Origin of the sequence: Nonomuraea sp. B19D2 (assembly GCF_040137845.1) — a bacterium.
Lineage (GTDB): Bacteria > Actinomycetota > Actinomycetes > Streptosporangiales > Streptosporangiaceae > Nonomuraea.
Genome location: NZ_JBEFAK010000001.1, coordinates 233,895 through 251,183, shown reverse-complemented (window position 1 = coordinate 251,183; position 17,289 = coordinate 233,895). Strand labels below are relative to the sequence as shown.

17 protein-coding genes and 1 pseudogene are annotated in these 17,289 nt (G+C 69.9%); 7 read left to right on the top strand and 11 right to left on the bottom strand.

All coding sequences use genetic code 11. The features are described from left to right. Window position 1: 1 nt before the first annotated feature. From ABN273_RS01390 to ABN273_RS59345, 7 genes and pseudogenes are all read left to right on the top strand, one after another. A complete protein-coding gene (locus tag ABN273_RS01390) occupies window positions 2–1,195 on the top strand; it encodes a macrolide family glycosyltransferase (protein WP_349446730.1) in 1,194 nt (397 codons plus the stop codon). Then, window positions 1,192–2,331 (top strand): DegT/DnrJ/EryC1/StrS family aminotransferase, encoded by a 1,140-nt coding sequence (locus ABN273_RS01385; protein WP_349446729.1) that lies wholly within the window; start codon window positions 1,192–1,194, stop codon window positions 2,329–2,331. The genes ABN273_RS01390 and ABN273_RS01385 overlap by 4 nt, the downstream gene beginning before the upstream one ends. Then, a complete protein-coding gene (locus ABN273_RS01380) occupies window positions 2,328–3,725 on the top strand; it encodes an NDP-hexose 2,3-dehydratase family protein (protein ID WP_349446728.1) in 1,398 nt (465 codons plus the stop codon). The genes ABN273_RS01385 and ABN273_RS01380 overlap by 4 nt, the downstream gene beginning before the upstream one ends. Further along, on the top strand, window positions 3,718–4,542 hold the full coding sequence (locus ABN273_RS01375) for a class I SAM-dependent methyltransferase (protein WP_349446727.1): 825 nt from the start codon (window positions 3,718–3,720) through the stop codon (window positions 4,540–4,542). Before ABN273_RS01380 ends, ABN273_RS01375 begins: the two co-directional genes overlap by 8 nt. 9 nt (window positions 4,543–4,551) lie before the next feature. Beyond that, complete coding sequence (locus ABN273_RS01370) at window positions 4,552–5,754, top strand: methyltransferase domain-containing protein (protein ID WP_349446726.1); 1,203 nt, start codon at window positions 4,552–4,554, stop codon at window positions 5,752–5,754. A gap of 4 nt (window positions 5,755–5,758) precedes the next feature. Beyond that, entirely contained in the window at window positions 5,759–6,739 is a 981-nt protein-coding gene (locus ABN273_RS01365; RefSeq protein WP_349446725.1) for a Gfo/Idh/MocA family protein, read from the top strand. Between the two features lie 178 nt (window positions 6,740–6,917). Continuing rightward, window positions 6,918–7,680, top strand: a pseudogene (locus tag ABN273_RS59345) (NAD(P)/FAD-dependent oxidoreductase). 12 nt (window positions 7,681–7,692) lie between these two features. On the opposite strand, the gene nshR reads toward ABN273_RS59345, so the two are convergent. The 11 genes from nshR to ABN273_RS01305 all read right to left on the bottom strand — a co-directional run bounded on the left by nshR (window position 7,693) and on the right by ABN273_RS01305 (window position 17,284). Beyond that, window positions 7,693–8,502, bottom strand: coding sequence for an NshR/TsnR family 23S rRNA methyltransferase (gene nshR / locus ABN273_RS01355; protein ID WP_349446723.1), 810 nt, complete (start codon window positions 8,500–8,502; stop codon window positions 7,693–7,695). A gap of 34 nt (window positions 8,503–8,536) precedes the next feature. Continuing rightward, window positions 8,537–9,568, bottom strand: a complete 1,032-nt coding sequence (tsaD, locus tag ABN273_RS01350; RefSeq protein WP_349446722.1) for a tRNA (adenosine(37)-N6)-threonylcarbamoyltransferase complex transferase subunit TsaD — start codon at window positions 9,566–9,568, stop codon at window positions 8,537–8,539. Beyond that, window positions 9,561–9,992: a ribosomal protein S18-alanine N-acetyltransferase gene (rimI, locus tag ABN273_RS01345; protein WP_349447167.1), complete on the bottom strand. Its 432-nt coding sequence runs from the start codon at window positions 9,990–9,992 to the stop codon at window positions 9,561–9,563. Before rimI ends, tsaD begins: the two co-directional genes overlap by 8 nt. Before the next feature lie 11 nt (window positions 9,993–10,003). After that, window positions 10,004–10,648 carry a tRNA (adenosine(37)-N6)-threonylcarbamoyltransferase complex dimerization subunit type 1 TsaB gene (gene tsaB / locus ABN273_RS01340; protein ID WP_349446721.1) on the bottom strand — a complete coding sequence of 215 codons (645 nt, stop codon included), beginning with the start codon at window positions 10,646–10,648 and terminating at the stop codon, window positions 10,004–10,006. Window positions 10,649–10,675: 27 nt separating this feature from the next. After that, a complete protein-coding gene (locus tag ABN273_RS01335; RefSeq protein WP_349446720.1) occupies window positions 10,676–11,605 on the bottom strand; it encodes an aminoglycoside phosphotransferase family protein in 930 nt (309 codons plus the stop codon). A 32-nt stretch (window positions 11,606–11,637) separates the two neighbouring features. Next, a complete protein-coding gene (locus ABN273_RS01330) occupies window positions 11,638–12,174 on the bottom strand; it encodes a class F sortase (RefSeq protein WP_349446719.1) in 537 nt (178 codons plus the stop codon). A gap of 3 nt (window positions 12,175–12,177) precedes the next feature. Further along, entirely contained in the window at window positions 12,178–12,831 is a 654-nt protein-coding gene (locus ABN273_RS01325) for a hypothetical protein (RefSeq protein ID WP_349446718.1), read from the bottom strand. A 210-nt stretch (window positions 12,832–13,041) separates the two neighbouring features. Beyond that, entirely contained in the window at window positions 13,042–13,500 is a 459-nt protein-coding gene (gene tsaE / locus ABN273_RS01320; protein ID WP_349446717.1) for a tRNA (adenosine(37)-N6)-threonylcarbamoyltransferase complex ATPase subunit type 1 TsaE, read from the bottom strand. Beyond that, window positions 13,497–14,549 (bottom strand): alpha/beta fold hydrolase, encoded by a 1,053-nt coding sequence (locus ABN273_RS01315; protein ID WP_349446716.1) that lies wholly within the window; start codon window positions 14,547–14,549, stop codon window positions 13,497–13,499. Before ABN273_RS01315 ends, tsaE begins: the two co-directional genes overlap by 4 nt. Before the next feature lie 45 nt (window positions 14,550–14,594). Further along, window positions 14,595–15,728, bottom strand: a complete 1,134-nt coding sequence (gene alr / locus ABN273_RS01310; RefSeq protein ID WP_349447166.1) for an alanine racemase — start codon at window positions 15,726–15,728, stop codon at window positions 14,595–14,597. 110 nt (window positions 15,729–15,838) lie between these two features. Beyond that, window positions 15,839–17,284 carry an NAD(P)H-hydrate dehydratase gene (locus ABN273_RS01305; RefSeq protein WP_349446715.1) on the bottom strand — a complete coding sequence of 482 codons (1,446 nt, stop codon included), beginning with the start codon at window positions 17,282–17,284 and terminating at the stop codon, window positions 15,839–15,841. Between the last annotated feature and the right edge of the window lie 5 nt (window positions 17,285–17,289).

Here is a 17,289-nt window from a genome sequence, read left to right as displayed (position 1 = left end):
GATGGGGCATCACATCGCCTTCGTGGCCATGCCTGTGCACGGCCACGTCCTTCCCACCTTGGGAGTGGTGGAGGAGCTGGCCCGGCGGGGGCACCGGGTCAGCTATCTGATCGCCGACAAGTACGCCGAGGCGGTGCGGGGCGCGGGCGGACACCCCATCCGCTATCCCTCGGAGATGGCCGCCAGCGACCTGTCCGCGATGCTGGCCAAGTCCGACCCCATGAAGGGTTTCGAGCTGATGGTCACCGAGACCGCGGCCATCGTGGCCGCGGCGCGGGAAGGGCTGCCCGGCGGCCCGCCGGACGCGGTGGTCTACGACCAGATGGCCTCAGGTCCCGGCCGGATGCTGGCCGGGTCCTGGGCGGTGCCCGCCGTGCAGACGATCCCCACGCCCGTCTACGCCAGGCAGTTCTGGGCGCAGAACACCAGCGGCGGCAGGCCCCGCACCCGGCAGGCGGCGCCCTCGGCCTTCGCCGACACACGGGCGAAGATGACCGAGGTGTTGCGGGCCCACGGGATCGACCTGGCGATCGAGGACTACCTCAGGACCCCGGTGGAGGAGCACAACCTGGTCTTCCTGCCCCGCTCCTTCCACAAGGGCGAGGCGGACCCCCGCTACGTTTTCGTGGGGCCGTGCCTGGGCACACGGTCCTTCCTCGGCGAATGGCAGCCTCCGGGCAACGGGCTGCCCGTGATCCTGATCTCGCTCGGCACCGTCTACAACGCCCACCCCGGCTTCTTCCGAGGTTGCATCGAGGCGTTCGCCGACGCCCCGCTGCACGTGGTGATCTCGCTGGGAGAGGGAGTGGACCCTGCCACCCTCGGACCGCTGCCGCCCAATGTCGAGGTGCACCGCTGGGTTCCGCACCTGCGGGTGCTGGAGCACGCCCGCGTGCTGGTCACCCACGGCGGGCTGGGCAGCGTGATGGAGGCCTTCCACTGGGGACGGCCGATCGTGGTGGCGCCCGTCACCCCGCTGGTGGACATCCACCAGCGGGTCAAGGAGCTGGGCCTCGGCTACGTGCTCGAACCCGAGGAGATCCGGGGCGACCTGCTGCGAGCGGCCGTGGAGCGGCTGCTCGGCGACGAGGAGACCACGGCACGTGCCGCGGCGATGCGGCAGGCCCTGCATGACTCCGGTGGCGGTGAGCTCGCCGCCGACCAGATCGAGAAGGTGCTCGCGGAGGCAAAATGATCAACGTCTTTCAGCCGATGCTGGGCGAGGCGGAGCTCGCGGCGGTCAAGGAGGTCTTCGAGAGCAACTGGATCGGCAAGGGCCGGAGAGTGGAGCAGTTCGAGCAGGCCTTCGCCGAACACATCGGTGTCGGCACCGAACACGTGACCTCGGTCAATTCCTGCACCGAGGCGACCTTTCTGGCCGTGCAACTGCTGGGGCTCGGCCCCGGTGACGACGTGGTGCTGCCGACGGTGAGCTTCGTCAGCGCGGCCAACGCGATCGCCGCCCACGGCGCCCGTCCGGTCTTCTGCGATGTCGCGGAGCGGACGCTCAACCCGACAGTGGCGGACATCGAAGCGGCGCTGACCCCGGCCACCAAGGCCGTACTGGTGCTGCACTTCGGCGGATATCCCGGCGAGATCGCGGCGATCGCCGAGCTGTGCCGACGGCGCGGAATCCACCTCATCGAAGACGCCGCCAACGCCATCGCCTCCCGAGTGGACGGCCGAGCCTGCGGAACCTTCGGCGACATCGGGCTGTGGAGCTTCGATCACGGGAAGATCGCTGTGGCGGTGGACGGCGGAATGCTCTACGCGAGGGACGCCGAGCTCGCCGAACGCGCCGCGAAACTGGCCTATCTCGGATTGGAGCACTTCACCGGCTTCTCCCAGGCGGAGAAGAGCGCCAACCGCTGGTGGGAGATCGAGGTCTCCTCCTTCTCCCGCCGTTCGATCATGAACGACGTGCTTGCCGCGATCGGCGGGGTCCAGCTGGGCAGACTGCCCGACTTCCTGCGCCGCCGCCGATTCGTGGTCGACTACTACGACCGCGAGCTGGCCGGCATCGACGGGCTGGAGCTGCCCCCGCCGCTGCCGGCCGGGCACGAGGGCTCCCACTACTTCTACTGGGTACAGCTGCCCGCGGAACTGCGTGACGCCGTCGCCCGCGACCTGTACGAGCGGGGCGTCTACACGACGTTCCGCTACCCGCTGCTCCACAAGGTCGCGATCTACGGCGCCGACCGGCCTCTGCCCGGGGCCGAGCAGGCCGCGGCCCGGACCCTCTGCCTGCCGCTGCACCAGGCCCTGAGCGACACAGACCTGAAGACGGTCGTCACCGCGCTGCGTGAATCCATCGCCAGGAGGTCGCGGTGATATCGCGGCGGATAGCCGAATCCGTCCTCACCCGGTCGGACCTGGAGGACTTCCACAGCTGGTACGAAGCCCGCCATCGGATCGGCTCCATGCACGTGGAGCCGATCCCGCTGGAAGAGCTGAAGGGGTGGGACACCGATCCGGTCACCGGCAACATCGGGCATGAGAGCGGCGGCTTCTACACCATCGAGGGCCTCGACATCCACGTGCCCGATCGCCCGATCTCTCACTGGGACCAGCCGATCATCCACCAGCCGGAGATCGGCGTGCTCGGCATCCTGGTCAAGGAGTTCGACGGGGTCCTGCACTGCCTGATGCAGGCCAAGGCCGAGCCGGGCAACCACAACGGAACCCAGCTCTCCCCCACGGTCCAGGCCACTCGGAGCAACTACACGCGGTTACACGGCGGGCGTGAGGTGCCCTACCTGGACTACTTCCGCAGGACCGAGGGTCACCTCGTCATCGCCGACGTCCGGCAGTCCGAGCAGGGCGCCTGGTTCTACCACAAGCGCAACCGCAACATGGTGGTGGAGGTCCGCGAGGACGTCGAGGTCCTGGACGGGTTCCACTGGCTCACCCTGGGCGAGCTGCACCAGCTGCTCGGAAGAGATGATCTGGTGAACATGGACACGCGGACGGTGCTGTCCTGCCTGCCGTTCGCCGGGACCGGCCTGCTGCCCTCGTTCTCGCCGCCCGCCGACAGCTTCCAGGATGCCCTGATCCGCTCCTACGACGGGGACGCCCACAGCCGGCACGGCACGAACACGATCCTGAGCTGGATCACCGAACTCCGCTCCCTCACCCGGATCACCGCGAGGCGTGTGCCCATCAACCGGCTGACGCAATGGCGCCGCACCGACGGGCGTATCTCCCATGAGCGCGGCCTGTTCTTCGAGGTGGTCGGGGTGAACGTCACCGCGGCCGGCCGCGAAGTCGATCGGTGGATGCAGCCCATGATCTCGGCTGTCGAGCCGGGGCTGGCGGCGCTGATCGTCACCAGGATCGACGGCGTGCTGCACGCCCTCATGCAGGCCCGGGTCGAGCCCGGGTACGTGGACGTGATCGAGCTGGCACCGACCGTGCAATGCACGCCCAGGAACCACGAGCGGCTGCCGCCGTTCGTCGCCGAGGTGCTGTCGACCCACCCCGACCAGATCAGGCTCGACGTAACGCTGTCGGAGGAGGGTGGGCGCTTCTATCAGACCCGCACGCGCTACCTCGTCGTCGAGGTGCCGTCGGCCGAGGGCCTCGAAGGGCCGGCCTTCCGCTGGATGACGCTGGCGCAACTGGTCGATCTCCTCCGGCACAGCAACTACCTCAACATCCAGTCACGCAGTCTGGTCGCATGCCTGCACAGCCTGTCGGGCTCCGTCGAAAGGCTCTCCCATGTCTGAGAACACCTTGGTGAAGCTGAGCACGATCCAGGAGACCATGCTCATCCCCCTGTACGGCAGAGCCGTGGAGACCGCGAAACCCCGCGGTGTTCTGCACGACCCCAAGGCAGTGGAGATGGTCGCGGCGATCGACTACGACTTCGCCAGTCTGGATGCCAATCCCCACTCTCTGTTCGCCTGCGCGCTTCGTACCGCCGTCCTGGACGAGTGGGTGGGAGTCTTCCTCAAGGAGCACCCTTCCGGCACCGTGGTCGAGATCGGCGCCGGGTTGAACGCCCGGTTCGAGCGGGTGGACAACGGCAGCGTGCACTGGATCGACCTGGATCTGCCCGACTCGATGGCATTGCGCCGCCGCTTTTTCGAGGAGTCCGACCGGCGCGCGCTCGTGGCCGCCTCCGTGCTGGACGACTCGTGGCTGGCGGAGGTGGCGAAGCGGCCTGGGCCGTACTTCTTCGTCTCGGAAGCGGTGCTCGTCTACCTGGAGGAGGAGCAGGTCCGCTCGCTGGTGCGGCGGATGAGCGAGCGCTTTCCCGGCGCCCGGTTCGCCCTGGACACGTTCGGGCGCACCATGGTCGAATTCCTCGGCGCCCGCGACGTGGCCAGGCGGGCCAACGTCACGATGAGCTGGGTGTGCGACGACCCCGCCGAGGTGGAGCGGTGGGATGTCGGCGCCACGCTGCTGGAATCGTGCAACCTGGCCCAGTTGCCCCCGGCCGTCAGCAAGAGGCTGCCGACGCTGCACCGGGTCGGATGGGGGCTGGCGGGAGGCGGAAGGAACCGTGACAGCTACAAGCTCAACCTCTTCGCGCTTTCCTAGGAGACAGTCGTGAAATGCCGCATCTGTTCCGGAAATGTCAGCAAATTCTTCGACTTGGGGCCTCAGCCCATCTCTGACGCCTTCCTCCTACCGTCCGCGCGTGAGAACGAGTTCCTCTATCGGCTACAGGTGGGGGTCTGCGAGTCCTGCATGATGGTGCAGCAGGCGGAGGAGATCCCGCGGCAGAAGATGTTCCACGCCGACTATCCCTACCGATCCTCCGGGTCGGCCCTCATGCGCAAGCATTTCGAGGCGGTCGCCCGGCGCTTTCTGGCAACCGAGCTGTCCGGCCGCGATCCGTTCATCGTGGAGATCGGCAGCAACGACGGCGTCATGCTGAAGACGATCAGCGAGGCCGGGATCCGGCACCTCGGAGTCGATCCGTCCGGCGGCGCCGCCGAGGCGTCCGCCGAGTGCGGAGTGCGGGTCCAGGTCGACTTCTTCGACGAGACGACGGCCGGGACCATCCTCGCCAGGGACGGGCAGGCAGACGTCATCTACTCGGCCAACACGGTGAGCCACATCTCGTATCTCGACTCCGTCTTCCGCGGCGTGGACAAGCTCCTGGCCGAGAACGGAGTCTTCGTGATCGAGGACCGGTACCTGGGCGACATCCTCGAGCAGACCGCCTTCGACCAGATCTACGACGAGCACTTCTACCTGTTCTCGGTCCGGTCGGTGCAGGCGCTGGTGCAGCTGCACGGCTTGGAGCTGTCCGACATCGAGCACCTGCCCGTGCACGGTGGCACGATTCGCTACACGATCAGCCGCCCGGGCCGGCGTGTGGTCGGCCCGGAGGTGGGCAGGCTGCGTGCGTCGGAGCCCGTCGACTTCTCCGTCTTCGATGACTTCGCGCGGCGGGCCGCGGACATCCGTGACGAGTTGGTGACACTGCTCGCCCGGCTCCGCGATGAGGGCCGCCGGGTGGTCGGCTACGGCGCGACGGCCAAGAGCGCGACCATCCTGAACTACTGCGGCATCGGGCCTGACCTGATCCCGTACATCTGCGATTCGACGCCGGGCAAGCAGGGACGGCTGACTCCCGGGTCCCACATTCCCGTGCTCGCTCCGGAGAGCTTCGCCGACCCCTACCCGGACTACGCCCTGCTCTTCGCCTGGAACCACGCCGAGGAGATCATGGCCAAGGAGCAGGCGTTCAGGCAACACGGCGGTCAGTGGATCATGTACGTGCCCGGGGTCCACATTGTCTGACAGCGTGCGCTTCGGGGTGCTCGGCTGCGCCGACATCGCCGATCGCCGGTTCCTGCCCGCGCTGGCCCGCGTGGCGGGCGCCGAGCTGGTGGCGCTGGCCAGCCGATCGCCCTCCAGAGCGCGGGCGTTCGCCGAACGCTTCGGGGGCACGCCCGTCACGGGGTACGAGCGGCTGCTGGAGCGGGACGACGTGGACGCCGTCTATGTGCCCTTGCCCGCGGGACTGCGCACCCGGTGGATCGAGCGTGCCCTGCTGGCGGGCAAGCACGTCTTCGCCGAGAAGCCCCTGGCCACTGGCGGCGAGGAGGTTCACCGGCTGGTCAAACTGGCACGGGCCAGGAAGCTGACGCTCATGGAGAACTTCGCCTTCGTTCACCACTCGCAACATGCCGAGGTGCGTCGGTTGCTGGCCGGGGGCGAGATCGGCGAGGTACGCGGGTTCACGGCCGCCTTCGCGGTGCCGCCGCGCCCTCCGGGGGACATCCGGCTCAAGCCCGAGCTCGGCGGAGGCGCATTGCTCGACGTCGGCGTTTATCCCATCCGCGCGGCACTTCACTTCCTCGGCACGGACCTGAAGGTGACCGACGCCGTGCTGAGGTACGACCACACCCTCGGGGTGGACCTGATCGGCGGTGCGCGGCTGGCCACACCGGACGATGTGGACGTACGGCTGCTCTTCGGCATGACGACGCGATACGCCTCCGGGTACCAGTTCCTGGGCAGCCGGGGATCGCTCACCGTGGAGCACGTGTTCACCACTCCGTCCGAGCACCGGCCGGTGATCCTGCTGGAGAGCAAGGGGCGGCTGGAGCGGAGGACGGTCGCACCGGACGAACAGTGGGGGAACGTTCTCCGGCACTTCACGGGCATGGTCACGTCCGCGACTCCGGTCGGCGGGGATGCCTCGGTCGGAGAGCTGCTCGTGAGACGGGCCGAGCTGGCCGACCAGGTCTCCGACCACGGAGAGCCGTCCCGTGGCGGGTGATCGAACTGCAGGAATGCCCATTCAGCCGCGGAGCGCATGCAGGCCATGCGCCCCTTGCGCGCCAATCAAGCGGACCGTGGGAAGGAAGTAGGCCGATGTCCGACAGGGCACCAGTGCCGCGGGCGGCGGCTTTCTCTCGGGCGGGCGGCGTACCCGCCGGAGACGGCCGCCGCCGGTTATGCCCTGGACTTCTGCGGAATTGACGAACGACCTCGTGGCCGGCGACAGGGTCGTCGGAGGTCTGCTCGACCCGAACGGCGCCCAGATTCACCCTCCTTTGCTGGGCACGGCTCTGGCCGAACTCCTCCTCGCGCGGGGTGGCGTGATCGACATCCGCAGACCCGTTACCGGCCTGCGCCTCAACGGTGAACGCGTCGTGGCCGTCGACACTCCAACCGGGCTCGTGGAATGCGATTCCGTGGTCCTGGCGACCGGAGCTTGGAGCAACCAGCTGCTCAAACCGTTGGGCGCCTTCCTGCCCCTGGATCCGCGGACAGGACGGCGCACTGCTGTGGGGCGGCACGTACAGGAGCTATCCACGGGACATCCTCCTCGATGCCGAGGTCCCCGACCGTCTCGACGAGATCCCCCTCGACGGCGTGATGCAGGTGCGGCGGGTCGGAGAGAAGGCGGCGAGCTTCATCCCGGTCCTGGGGCAGGCCACGAGCATACGGCTCAAGCACGGCGCGCCCTGCTACACCCCGGACGGGCGCGCGCTCGTCGGCCAGGTCCCGGGTTTCACCGGACTGCACGTGCTGACCGGCGACAACGAGGAGGGCATCACTTTCGGACCGGGGTATGCCAGGGTGCTGGCCGAGTTCATCGCCCACGGCACAGCGGACCAGGAGTCCCTCGACGCCTGGCAGGTCGGCAGGTTCGGCGGTTCCTTCACCGCGGAGTCCGAGGTGATCAAGGCGTTTATGCCGCGCGTCACCGCCTGATGCGCGAATTAGTCACCGATTGGCTGCGAAATTTCGGCGAATCCTAGCATGTAGCGCAATCCCCACCGAAACCGAGACATTGAGGGACTCGGTGGAGCTGATCATGGGAATCGAGACCGAGGCAGAAGACGCTTCACTGAACAGGTCCGACGGCCCGCCTTTTTCGCTGCCGAACACCAGAGCCAGCTGGTCCTCGTTGTCACCGAGGTCGTTCACCTCGAGTTCGCCTTCGGCATCGAACACCATCAACGGCATGCCCCGGTCTCGCATGAAGGCGATCGCGTCCTCGCGGCTGGCGAGGACTATGGGAAGTGAAAAAACATAGCCTCGGCTGGCTCTCAGCAGACGCCGGTCGGCGATGCTGGTGAGATCGCTGTCGACAAGTATGATCCCCGAAGCGCCGAGCGCGAGCGACGTCCGCACTATCGCGCCGATGTTCCCGACGATCTTCACTCCGTCGAGAACGACGACGTCCCCACCGTCTTTTGCGATGTCACTGAATCTGGCGGGGCGGGGGACACGCGCGATGCCGAACGTCTTGGCCTTACGCTCCGCCTTGAACAACTGATTGACGATCGACGAGTCAATGAGGCGGACCGCTATCTTCTGGCGCCTGCACAGCTCGAGCAACTCATCAGGGATCGGACTGGTGTCGCTGCTGTATATCTCAATGAAATCCACCCCGGTCCTGATGCACTGCATGAGAGGCTCGACGTCCTCGATCAACGTGGTCCTGATGCTGGACCTCGAATGCTTGGTGACATCGATAATTCTTTGCACCGCGGGGTCAGAGATATTTACAATAGTTTCCAAATCTGTCATGGGTCGATTCTAGCCTTGCAGGGCCCCCACGGGCTCACACGTGGACTGTCGTGATCGGCAGCGCCGAGTCGGCGGGGATCTCGAGGGTCGACGGGGAGATCCCGGCGGCGACCAGATCGGAGCCCAGGGCGGCGACCATGGCGCCGTTGTCGGTGCACAGCCCCGGACGGGGCACCCGCAGGCGCACGCCGGCCGCGTCGCACCGCTCCTGGGCCAGCGCGCGCAGCCGTGAGTTGGCCGCCACGCCGCCGCCGATCAGCAGGTCGTGCACGTCGTACTTCCGGCACGCCTGCAGCGCCTTGCGGGTCAGCACGTCGACCACGGCCTCCTGGAACGAGGCGGCCACGTCGGGCACGTGAACGGACTGCCCTGACGTCTCGCGGGCCTCGACCCAGCGGGCCACGGCCGTCTTGAGCCCGGAGAAGGAGAAGTCGAGCGTGCCGTCGTCGACCTTGCCGCGCGGGAACGTGATGGCCGTGCCCGAGCCGTCGCGGGCGGACCTGTCGATGTGCGGGCCGCCGGGGAACGGCAGCCCCAGCACCCGGGCCACCTTGTCGAACGCCTCGCCGGCCGCGTCGTCGACCGTCGAGCCGAGCGAGATCACGTCCTGGGCCACGTCGGGCACGAGCAGCAGCGACGAGTGGCCGCCCGACACCAGCAGGGCGATGCACGGCTTGGGCAGCGGCCCGTGTTCGAGCTGGTCGACGGCGACGTGGGCGGCCAGGTGGTTGACGCCGTAGAGGGGTACGTCGAGGCCGAGCGCGTACGACTTGGCCGCGGCCACCCCCACCAGCAGCGCGCCCGCCAGCCCCGGACCCGCGGTGACGGCGATGGCGTCGATGTCGGAGAACTTCAGGCCCGCCGCGGCCAGCGCGGCCTCGACGGTCGGCGTCATGGCCTCCAGGTGGGCGCGCGAGGCGACCTCGGGCACCACGCCGCCGAAGCGCGCGTGCTCGTCCATGCTGGAGGCGATCGTGTTGGCCAGCAGGGTGTGGCCCCTGACGATGCCGATGCCGGTCTCGTCGCAGGAGGTCTCGATGCCCAGGACCAGGGGTGCGTCAGTCACCAAGCTTCCTTCTCATCATGATCGCGTCGGTGCCGTCGTCGTAGTAGCGGCGGCGGGTGCCGATCTCCTCGAACCCGTAATGCCGGTAGACCGCCTGCGCCTGCGGGTTGTCGGCGCGTACCTCGAGGAAGATCTCCCGCGCCCCCCTCCGGCTCGCCTCGGCCAGCAGCTCGGTCAGCAACGCGCCGCCGATGCCGGTGCCCCGGTGCTGTTCGAGCACCGCGATGGTCTGCACGTCGGCCTGGTCGGCCGCGGCGGCGAGCCCGGCGTACGCGACGATCTCGTCGTCCACGACCGCCACCACGTAGTGGCGGGAGCGCGGCATGTCGGCCAGCTCGCCGCGCATCATGCCCTCGCTCCACGCGTCGAGCGGGAACGTGGCCCGTTCGATCGCCATGACCGCCGGCAGGTCGGCCTCGATCATCCGCCTGAGTTTCACGCCGTCACCTTCTTGGGCGCACCGGGCACCACGGCGTCGGGCCTGCGCAGGTAGATCGGGCGCGGCGGGCCGAGCGGCGTGCCCTCGGCGAGGCGCTCGGCGGCCAGCGCGGCCAGGGCTCCCGCGTAGGGGTATGGCGGCGCGTCGTTCTTCCCGAGGATCTCGGCGTAGAGCGCGGCGCCGGCGCCCACCACCGGCAGCCCCTCCACCGGCACGTCGGCGGGCCGGTCGACGAAGGGCCCGTCGAGCCTGGTGCGCATATCGGAGTATCGCCCCCAGAACACCTCTTTGCGCCGCGCGTCGGTGGCCACCAGGAACGGCTCGGCAAGCCCGCTGCCGTAGGCGACCGCGTCGAGGGTGCACACGCCGTACGCGGGAACGCCCAGCGTGGTGGCGAGGCCCTGCGCGGTCATCAGCCCGACGCGCAGCCCGGTGTAGGGGCCGGGGCCACTGCCGGCCACGATGGCGGTCACGTCGCGCAGCGCCGCGCCCGCCTCGCTCACGACGCGCTCGATGGTGGGTACGAGCAGCTCGCCGTGGCGCCGGGCGTCGATCGTCGTGTGCTCGGCGAGCACCCGCTCGCCGTCGTGGAGCGCGGCGGTGACGGCGGGTGTCGCGGTATCAAAGGCCAGGACCAGCACGACTGTCTAGCCTACCCGCCGAACGGGTCAGACCCAGCCCGTACGGATTTTCAGCCAGTCGAGCGCGACCACTCCCTGGGCACGCTGGAACGCCCTGAGCGTCGGGAGCCCCGGCGGGTCAGGCAGGCGGCCGTGACGCACGAAATATCCGGTGACTGCGGCCAGCACCGCGGTCACCGCCGGATCAGGCTCGGCGAACAGCTCGTGCGGCGCGGGTCCGCCCTGCATGCCCACCGAGGGCAACATGCACAACCGGTCGATCCACGGGGCGCCCACGCAGGCCCACGGCCAGTCCACGAAGTAGACCCGGTCATCGGTGAGCAGGATGTTGTCGGCCCGCACATCGGCGTGGAGCAAGGTGTCACCCGCCGCCGCCTCGGTCCACCCGGACTCCAGCTCGGCCAGCTCGGCGAGGTGGCGCACCGCCCACGGGTCGAGCCCGTCGGTGTCCTCCTCCAGCAGGTCGCGCCAGCCGTGGAACGACGAGCCGAACACCTCGCCGACCGGCGGCGCGTCGATCGGGGCCGGGGTGAGCGCGGCCGACATCTCCTCGACGGCCGTCAGCACCCGGTCGAGCTGGTCACGCCGCCACGGCATCGCGGGATGCTCCCCCTCGACGTCCTCGAAGACCAGCACGACCCAGCCCTCCAGCTCGAAGCCGGTCAGCAGCCTGGGCGCGGGCGCGGTCTCCGGCAGGGCGGCGGCGATCTCGAGCTCGGCGCGGTAGATGCGGACGGCGTCGGGGTTCGGCTCGGGGCCGACGGCCTTGACGAAGGCGCGCCTGCCGTCCTCCGTGCGAAGTCGTACCGCGGCCGCCGGGGAGAAGCCTCCTGACTGGGTGACCGCCTCGGCCACGCGCCCGCCCAGGAACTCCTCCACCGCCGCGCGCGCCGGCGGGTGCACGTCGTGCCAGGGCACCCGGACGCCGGACGCGGGCGGGTTCGTGTCTGCGCTCATGCCTCCATGATCTCGGAACGCGCAACCGTTTTTCAGGCGCGGGAGGCGTACACGATGATGTTGTCCAGGTACTCGCCCTTGGCGTAGTCGAACTTGCCGCCGCAGGTGACCAGCTTGAGCCCGTCCTCGACGTACACGCGCCTGGCGGGGAAGCTGTCCTTGTGCACCTGCTCGATCGAGTCGACCTTGAAGCTCACGACCTTGCCGTCACTGCGCTCGACCTTGACGGTCTCGCCCTTGCGTAACTGCTTGAGCCGGTAGAACACGGCGGGGGCCGACTTGGTGTCGACGTGGCCGATGATCACCGAGGCGCCCTTCTCGCCGGGCACGGCGCTGCCGGTGTACCACCCGGCCACCTTCGGCTTCTCGTACGGTGGCAGCTCGACCTCGCCGTTCTTGGCCAGGCCGAGCTTCATCAGCGGCGCCTCGAGGTCGATCGCGGGGATGTCGATGCTCTTGGGCACCACGGCCGCGGCAGGGATGGTGCCCGTCTGCATGCCCTTGCCGAACGCCACCAGCACCAGGCCCGTGACGGCACCCGCGAGCACCACCCGTCCAGGGCGGGCCATCGCCTACGCCCGGCTGCGACGCTTGACCGCCACGCCGATGCCCACGGCCAGCGCCAGGCCGATGAGCACACCCGCGGGGCCGATCGGGATCGAGGAGTCGTCGGTGGCGTCCATCCCGTACGTGCCGCCGCCGCCCGCCTTGGGCGCCTTGCTCGGCACGGTGGACGGCACCGGCTCGGCCGCGCCGACCCTGAGCGTGGCCCGGCCCATGTCGTTGGTGCCGTCGCACTTGACGTCGACCCGGTAGGAGCCGCGCCGGACCGTGCCCGAGACCTGCGCCTCGCCGCGCACCCAGGGCGACCCGCCGGTGGCGGGCGTGGCGGTCGCGGTGGCGGTGGCCGACGCCGCGGGGACCGGGTTGAGCACGACACCGTTGACGAACGCCCTGGACGTCCCGGTGCCGGTGTGCGCGGGGCCGCCGGTCGGGACGGGGCAGTTGGCCAGGATCCAGACCTTGGAGGTCTCGCCGGCGGTGACCCGGTCGGGGTTGAGCTGGACCGAGATGGTCTGCCGGGTGGCGGTCGGCTTCGGGCTGGTCGTCGCGGTGCCGGTCGGCGATGCCGTGCCGCCGGGCGTGAGGGTGGACGTAGGGGTGGACGTGGGTGTGCCCGTCGGATTGGTCTCGGCGGAGGCCGTGCAGCCGGTCAGACCGACCATGACGATGGCTCCCGCGTAAGCGACTCGCCTGATCCCGAGCACCGGCCGCACCCCACTTTGCCGTCCTGCAACCCAGCATCCATCAGAACTATGGATGTCGCCCCTCGTGATACCCAGAAAATCTGGGCCAATCCCTGACCAACGATCATGATTTATGCCGTCGGCCTGGTACGTCAAGGGTGCCAGTGTTGCCGAAAAATGACCGGGATTTTAATCTTCGGCCGGTTCAGACGGCGTGTCGGCCCACCTGGGGCCCACACCTCGAAGGGTCACGACACGGGCCTCCTCGCCCGCCTCGCGGTCGATGTGGATCTCCAGCCGGTCGTCGGCCAGACCCTCGACCAGCCCCTCGCCCCATTCGACGACGGTGATGGACTCCTCCAGCGAGGCGTCCAGGTCGAGGTCGTCCACCTCGAGGTCGCCGCCCAGCCGGTACGCGTCCACGTGCACGAGCGGCGGCCCCTGGCGCAGCGAGGGATGCACCCTGGCGATCACGAACGTGGGCGACGTGATCGGGCCGCGTACCTTGAGCCCTTCGGCGATGCCCTGCACGAGCGTGGTCTTGCCCGCGCCGAGCGCGCCCGACAGGACGAGCAGGTCGCCTGGGCGCAGCAGCGCGGCCAGGCGGGCGCCGTACGCGCGCATGTCTTCGGGGGTCGCGAGCCTCACTGCAGCTCCACCCTCTTGAGCAGGTCGCGCAGCGCGTCATTCACCACGCCCGGCCGCTCCAACTGGATCAGGTGGGACGTGTCGGGCACCTCGGTGAGCTGTGCCTTCGGCAGCGCGGCCGCGATGGCCTTGCTGTGGTCGGGCGGGGTCAGCCAGTCGCGCTCGCCCACCAGGATCGCGGTGGGCACCGGGTCGAGCATGTGGAGCGCGGAGAGCTTGTCGTGGTTCATCAGCGCGGGGTAGAAGTCGGCGAACACCTCGGTCGGCGTCGCCCTGATCATCGACTCGGCGAAGTCGACCACGGTCGGGCTGATGTTCTTGGAGTCGCCGAAGCCCATGTAGCGGGTGATCAGGAACGCGATGTCGCTGCCCGCGTCGCGGGCGCGGTCGGCCAGCGCGCCGCGCTTGCCCAGCATCGAGACCGTGGTGGGCGCGATCTTGTGCACCGCCTTGGACACCATCGCGGGCAGGCCCAGCGTGAGCTCGGCCAGCTTGCCCGCCGAGGTCGCGATGAGCGCCACCCCGCGGATCTTGTCCTCGAACAGCGCGGGATGGCGGTCGGCCAGCGCCATGATCGTCATGCCGCCCATGGAGTGGCCGACCAGCACGCACGGCCCGGGCACGAACCGCTCGATCACCTCGGCCAGGTCGTCGCCCAGCCGGTCGATCGTGCTGCCGTCGGCGCCCGCGCGCTGCGAGCGCCCGTGGGAGCGCTGGTCCCACAGCACGACGCGGTAGTTTTCGCGCAGGTCCTTGCGCTGGTAGTGCCAGGACTCCAGGCTGAGGCAGTAGCCGTGACAGAGCACGACGGTCAGCGGCGCATCCTCGGGGCCGTCGATCTCCACATGCAGCGCCTTCCCATCGGAAGTGATGAGCGTGCGCTCCCGGCCCCGCAGCTCGCCGAACGGCTCACTGGCCTCATTGTCGGGGCGCAGCCTGATCCGGCCGACCGCGTAGCGCTTCGCCAGCGCCGCCGCCGCGACACCGGCGGAAGCCGCACCGACGAGCGCGCCGGCGATTCCTACCCTGCGCCGTGTTGTCGTCGTCATGTCCCCGATCCTTCTCCGCTCATGCCCGCCGGGAAGTGCCCGTCGTCACTCCGAACGCCTGTGCTCGTAGACCCGCGGCACGCGCGAGCCGATCCTGGTCACGATCTCATGCGTGATCGTGCCGAGATTATCCGCCCACTCCTGAGCGGTCGGCTCGCCCCCGTCACCTGGCCCGAACAGCACGACCTCGTCCCCTGCCGACAGCGCGTCGTCGCCCATGTCGATCATGAACTGGTCCATGCACACCCGGCCGGCGATCAACCTGCGCCGCCCGCCCGCCAGCACCTCGGCCCGCCCCGTCGCGTGCCGGAGAATGCCGTCCGCGTATCCGAGCGGCACAAGGCCGAGCGTGGTCTCGCGCTCGGTGACGTACAGGTGAGCGTATGACACCCCCGAACCCTCCGGCACCCGCTTGACCAGCCCGACCCGTGCGACCAGCGTCATCGCCTGCCGGAGGCCGAAGTCGCCCAGCTCCGGGATGGGGCTCAGGCCGTACATCGCGATGCCCGGCCTGACCATGTCGTAGTGCGCCTCGGGGAGGGTCACGATGGCGGCGGAGTTGGCCAGATGCCTGATCACGTGGGAGCCCGCCGCGCCCGCCTGCTCGGCCAGCTTCAGCGCCGTCTTGTACGCCTCCAGCTGCTGCCCGATCGACGGGTGGCCGGGAATGTCGGCGCAGGCGAAGTGTGACCAGAGCCCGACGATCTCGATGACGCCCTCGGCCCGCAACCGCATCGCCCGATCCAGCAGCCCCGGCCAGCCGGCCAGCGGGGCGCCGCCCCTGCTCATGCCGGTGTCGGCCTCCAGATGCAGCTTGGCGACGCGTCCCGTACGCCGTGCCGCCGCGGCGATCTCCTCGAGCAGTTTCTCGTCGGAGGCCGACAGCTCGATGTCGTTGCCGAGCGCCTCGTCCAGTGGCTCGCCCGGGGTGATGAGCCACGCCAGGATCGGCGCGGTCACGCCGCCCTCCCGCAGCGCGAGCGCCTCCCTGACGAACGCGGTGCCCAGCCGGCTCGCCCCTCCCTGCAGCACGGCCTCGGACGCCGGCACCAGGCCGTGCCCGTACGCGTCGGCCTTGACGGCGCCCATCAACTCCGCGCCGCCGGCCCGTTCTTTGAGCAGGGCCACGTTGCGCCTGATCGTGTCCAGGTCGACCCGCGCCTCGGCGGGGGTGGCCATCGGGTGGTACATCCTTCTAGTGTGGCAGCTCACGCACGTGGTCGAGCGCGATTCGCACCCCCTGACCACCCCGTAAGACGAACGATTCCCCGGCGCCCGGCGCCGTGCGCTTACGTGCCGCTCACCGCGCGGATCGCCGCGGGGATCGCCGTGGCCACGTCGGCTGCGGCCAGCGGCGCGCCGTCGGCCGCGAGGCGGCCGGCGAGCCCGTGCAGGTACGCCCCGCAGGACGCCGCGTCGTAACAGCCCAACCCCTGGGCGAGCAGCGCCCCCGCCACCCCCGACAGCACGTCCCCGGTCCCTCCGGTGGCCAGCCAGGACGTCCCGGTGGCGTTCACGCGTACCGGCCGGGAGTCCTCGGCCACCACCGTGGTGGACCCCTTGAGCAGCACGGTCACCCCCAGCTCGCCCGCGGCCCGCCGAGCGTGCTCCAGCCGGGCCGCCTCGATGTCGTCGCGGTCGGCGCCGGTGAGCCGCGCCAGCTCCCCGGCGTGCGGCGTGACCAACACAGGCGCGGACCGCCTCAGCAGCGCCCGGTCCCGGGCCACCAGCGTCAGCCCGTCGGCGTCGATCAGCACGGGCACGTTGGACGCGAGCACGCCGGCGGCCAGCTCGTGCGCCCAGTCCCCGGTGCCCAGGCCGGGCCCGAGCACCCACGCCTGCACCCGCCCCACGTCGTCGATCGAAGGCCGGTCCAGCTCGGTGACCACCGCCTCTGGCCAGTGCGAACGCACCTGCGCGACCGGCGCGCTCGGCCCCACGTACCGCACCATCCCCGCCCCGGCCCGCAGCGCGCCCCCCACGGCCAGCACGGCGGCGCCGGTGAACAGGTCGCTCCCCGCGGCGACGCCCAGCACGCCCCTGCGGTACTTGTCCGACTCCTTGCCCGGCCGCGGCAGCAGAACGTCCACGTCTGCGGGGGTCAGGGCCGCCACGTCGGGATCGGGCAGGTACGCCCCGAGCCCGATGTCCACCAGCTCGACCCTGCCCGCGTGCTCGGCGCCCGGATCGACGAGCAGCCCCGTCTTGTACGCCCCCATGGTCACGGTCACCCGCGCCCGCACCGCCGCGCCGTCCACCCGCCCGCTGCTCGCGTCCACCCCGCTGGGCACGTCCACCGCCACGATCGGGCCGCGGGCGGCGTTCGCCTCCTCGACCAGCTCCCGGTACGGCTCCCGCAGCGCCCCGGAGGCCCCGATTCCGACGAGCCCGTCGATGATCAGGTCCGCCCCCTCCAGAAAGGCCCGGTCGGCGACCCGCCCACCGGCCTGGCGGAACGCGGCCAGCCCCGCCTCATGCGTCTTGGACCCGGCCAGGATCGCGCCCACCAACGCGCCGCGCCTGGCCAGGCGCTCGCCCGCGTAGAGCGCGTCACCGCCGTTGTCGCCGCTGCCGACGAGGAGCACGACGCGCTTGCCGTACACCCTGCCCAAGAGGTCGGCGCAGACGGCGGCGAGCCCGGTGGCGGCCCGTTGCATGAGCGTGCCCTCGGGCAGCCGCGCCATCAACTCGTGCTCGGCGCCCCTGATCTGGTCGGCGGTGTAGGCAGTCCTCATGATCC

Excerpts from the sequence above, each read along its gene's own strand:
- ABN273_RS01330 (WP_349446719.1), bottom strand. The coding sequence starts at position 12,174 with ATGGCCCGCCCTGGACGGGTGGTGCTCGCGGGTGCCGTCACGGGCCTG.
- ABN273_RS01390 (WP_349446730.1), top strand. The coding sequence starts at position 2 with ATGGGGCATCACATCGCCTTCGTGGCCATGCCTGTGCACGGCCACGTC.
- ABN273_RS01315 (WP_349446716.1), bottom strand. The coding sequence starts at position 14,549 with ATGACGACGACAACACGGCGCAGGGTAGGAATCGCCGGCGCGCTCGTC.
- ABN273_RS01335 (WP_349446720.1), bottom strand. The coding sequence starts at position 11,605 with ATGAGCGCAGACACGAACCCGCCCGCGTCCGGCGTCCGGGTGCCCTGG.
- ABN273_RS01375 (WP_349446727.1), top strand. The coding sequence starts at position 3,718 with ATGTCTGAGAACACCTTGGTGAAGCTGAGCACGATCCAGGAGACCATG.
- rimI (WP_349447167.1), bottom strand. The coding sequence starts at position 9,992 with ATGATCGAGGCCGACCTGCCGGCGGTCATGGCGATCGAACGGGCCACG.
- ABN273_RS01385 (WP_349446729.1), top strand. The coding sequence starts at position 1,192 with ATGATCAACGTCTTTCAGCCGATGCTGGGCGAGGCGGAGCTCGCGGCG.
- nshR (WP_349446723.1), bottom strand. The coding sequence starts at position 8,502 with ATGACAGATTTGGAAACTATTGTAAATATCTCTGACCCCGCGGTGCAA.
- ABN273_RS01305 (WP_349446715.1), bottom strand. The coding sequence starts at position 17,284 with ATGAGGACTGCCTACACCGCCGACCAGATCAGGGGCGCCGAGCACGAG.
- alr (WP_349447166.1), bottom strand. The coding sequence starts at position 15,728 with ATGGCCACCCCCGCCGAGGCGCGGGTCGACCTGGACACGATCAGGCGC.
- ABN273_RS01325 (WP_349446718.1), bottom strand. The coding sequence starts at position 12,831 with ATGGTCGGTCTGACCGGCTGCACGGCCTCCGCCGAGACCAATCCGACG.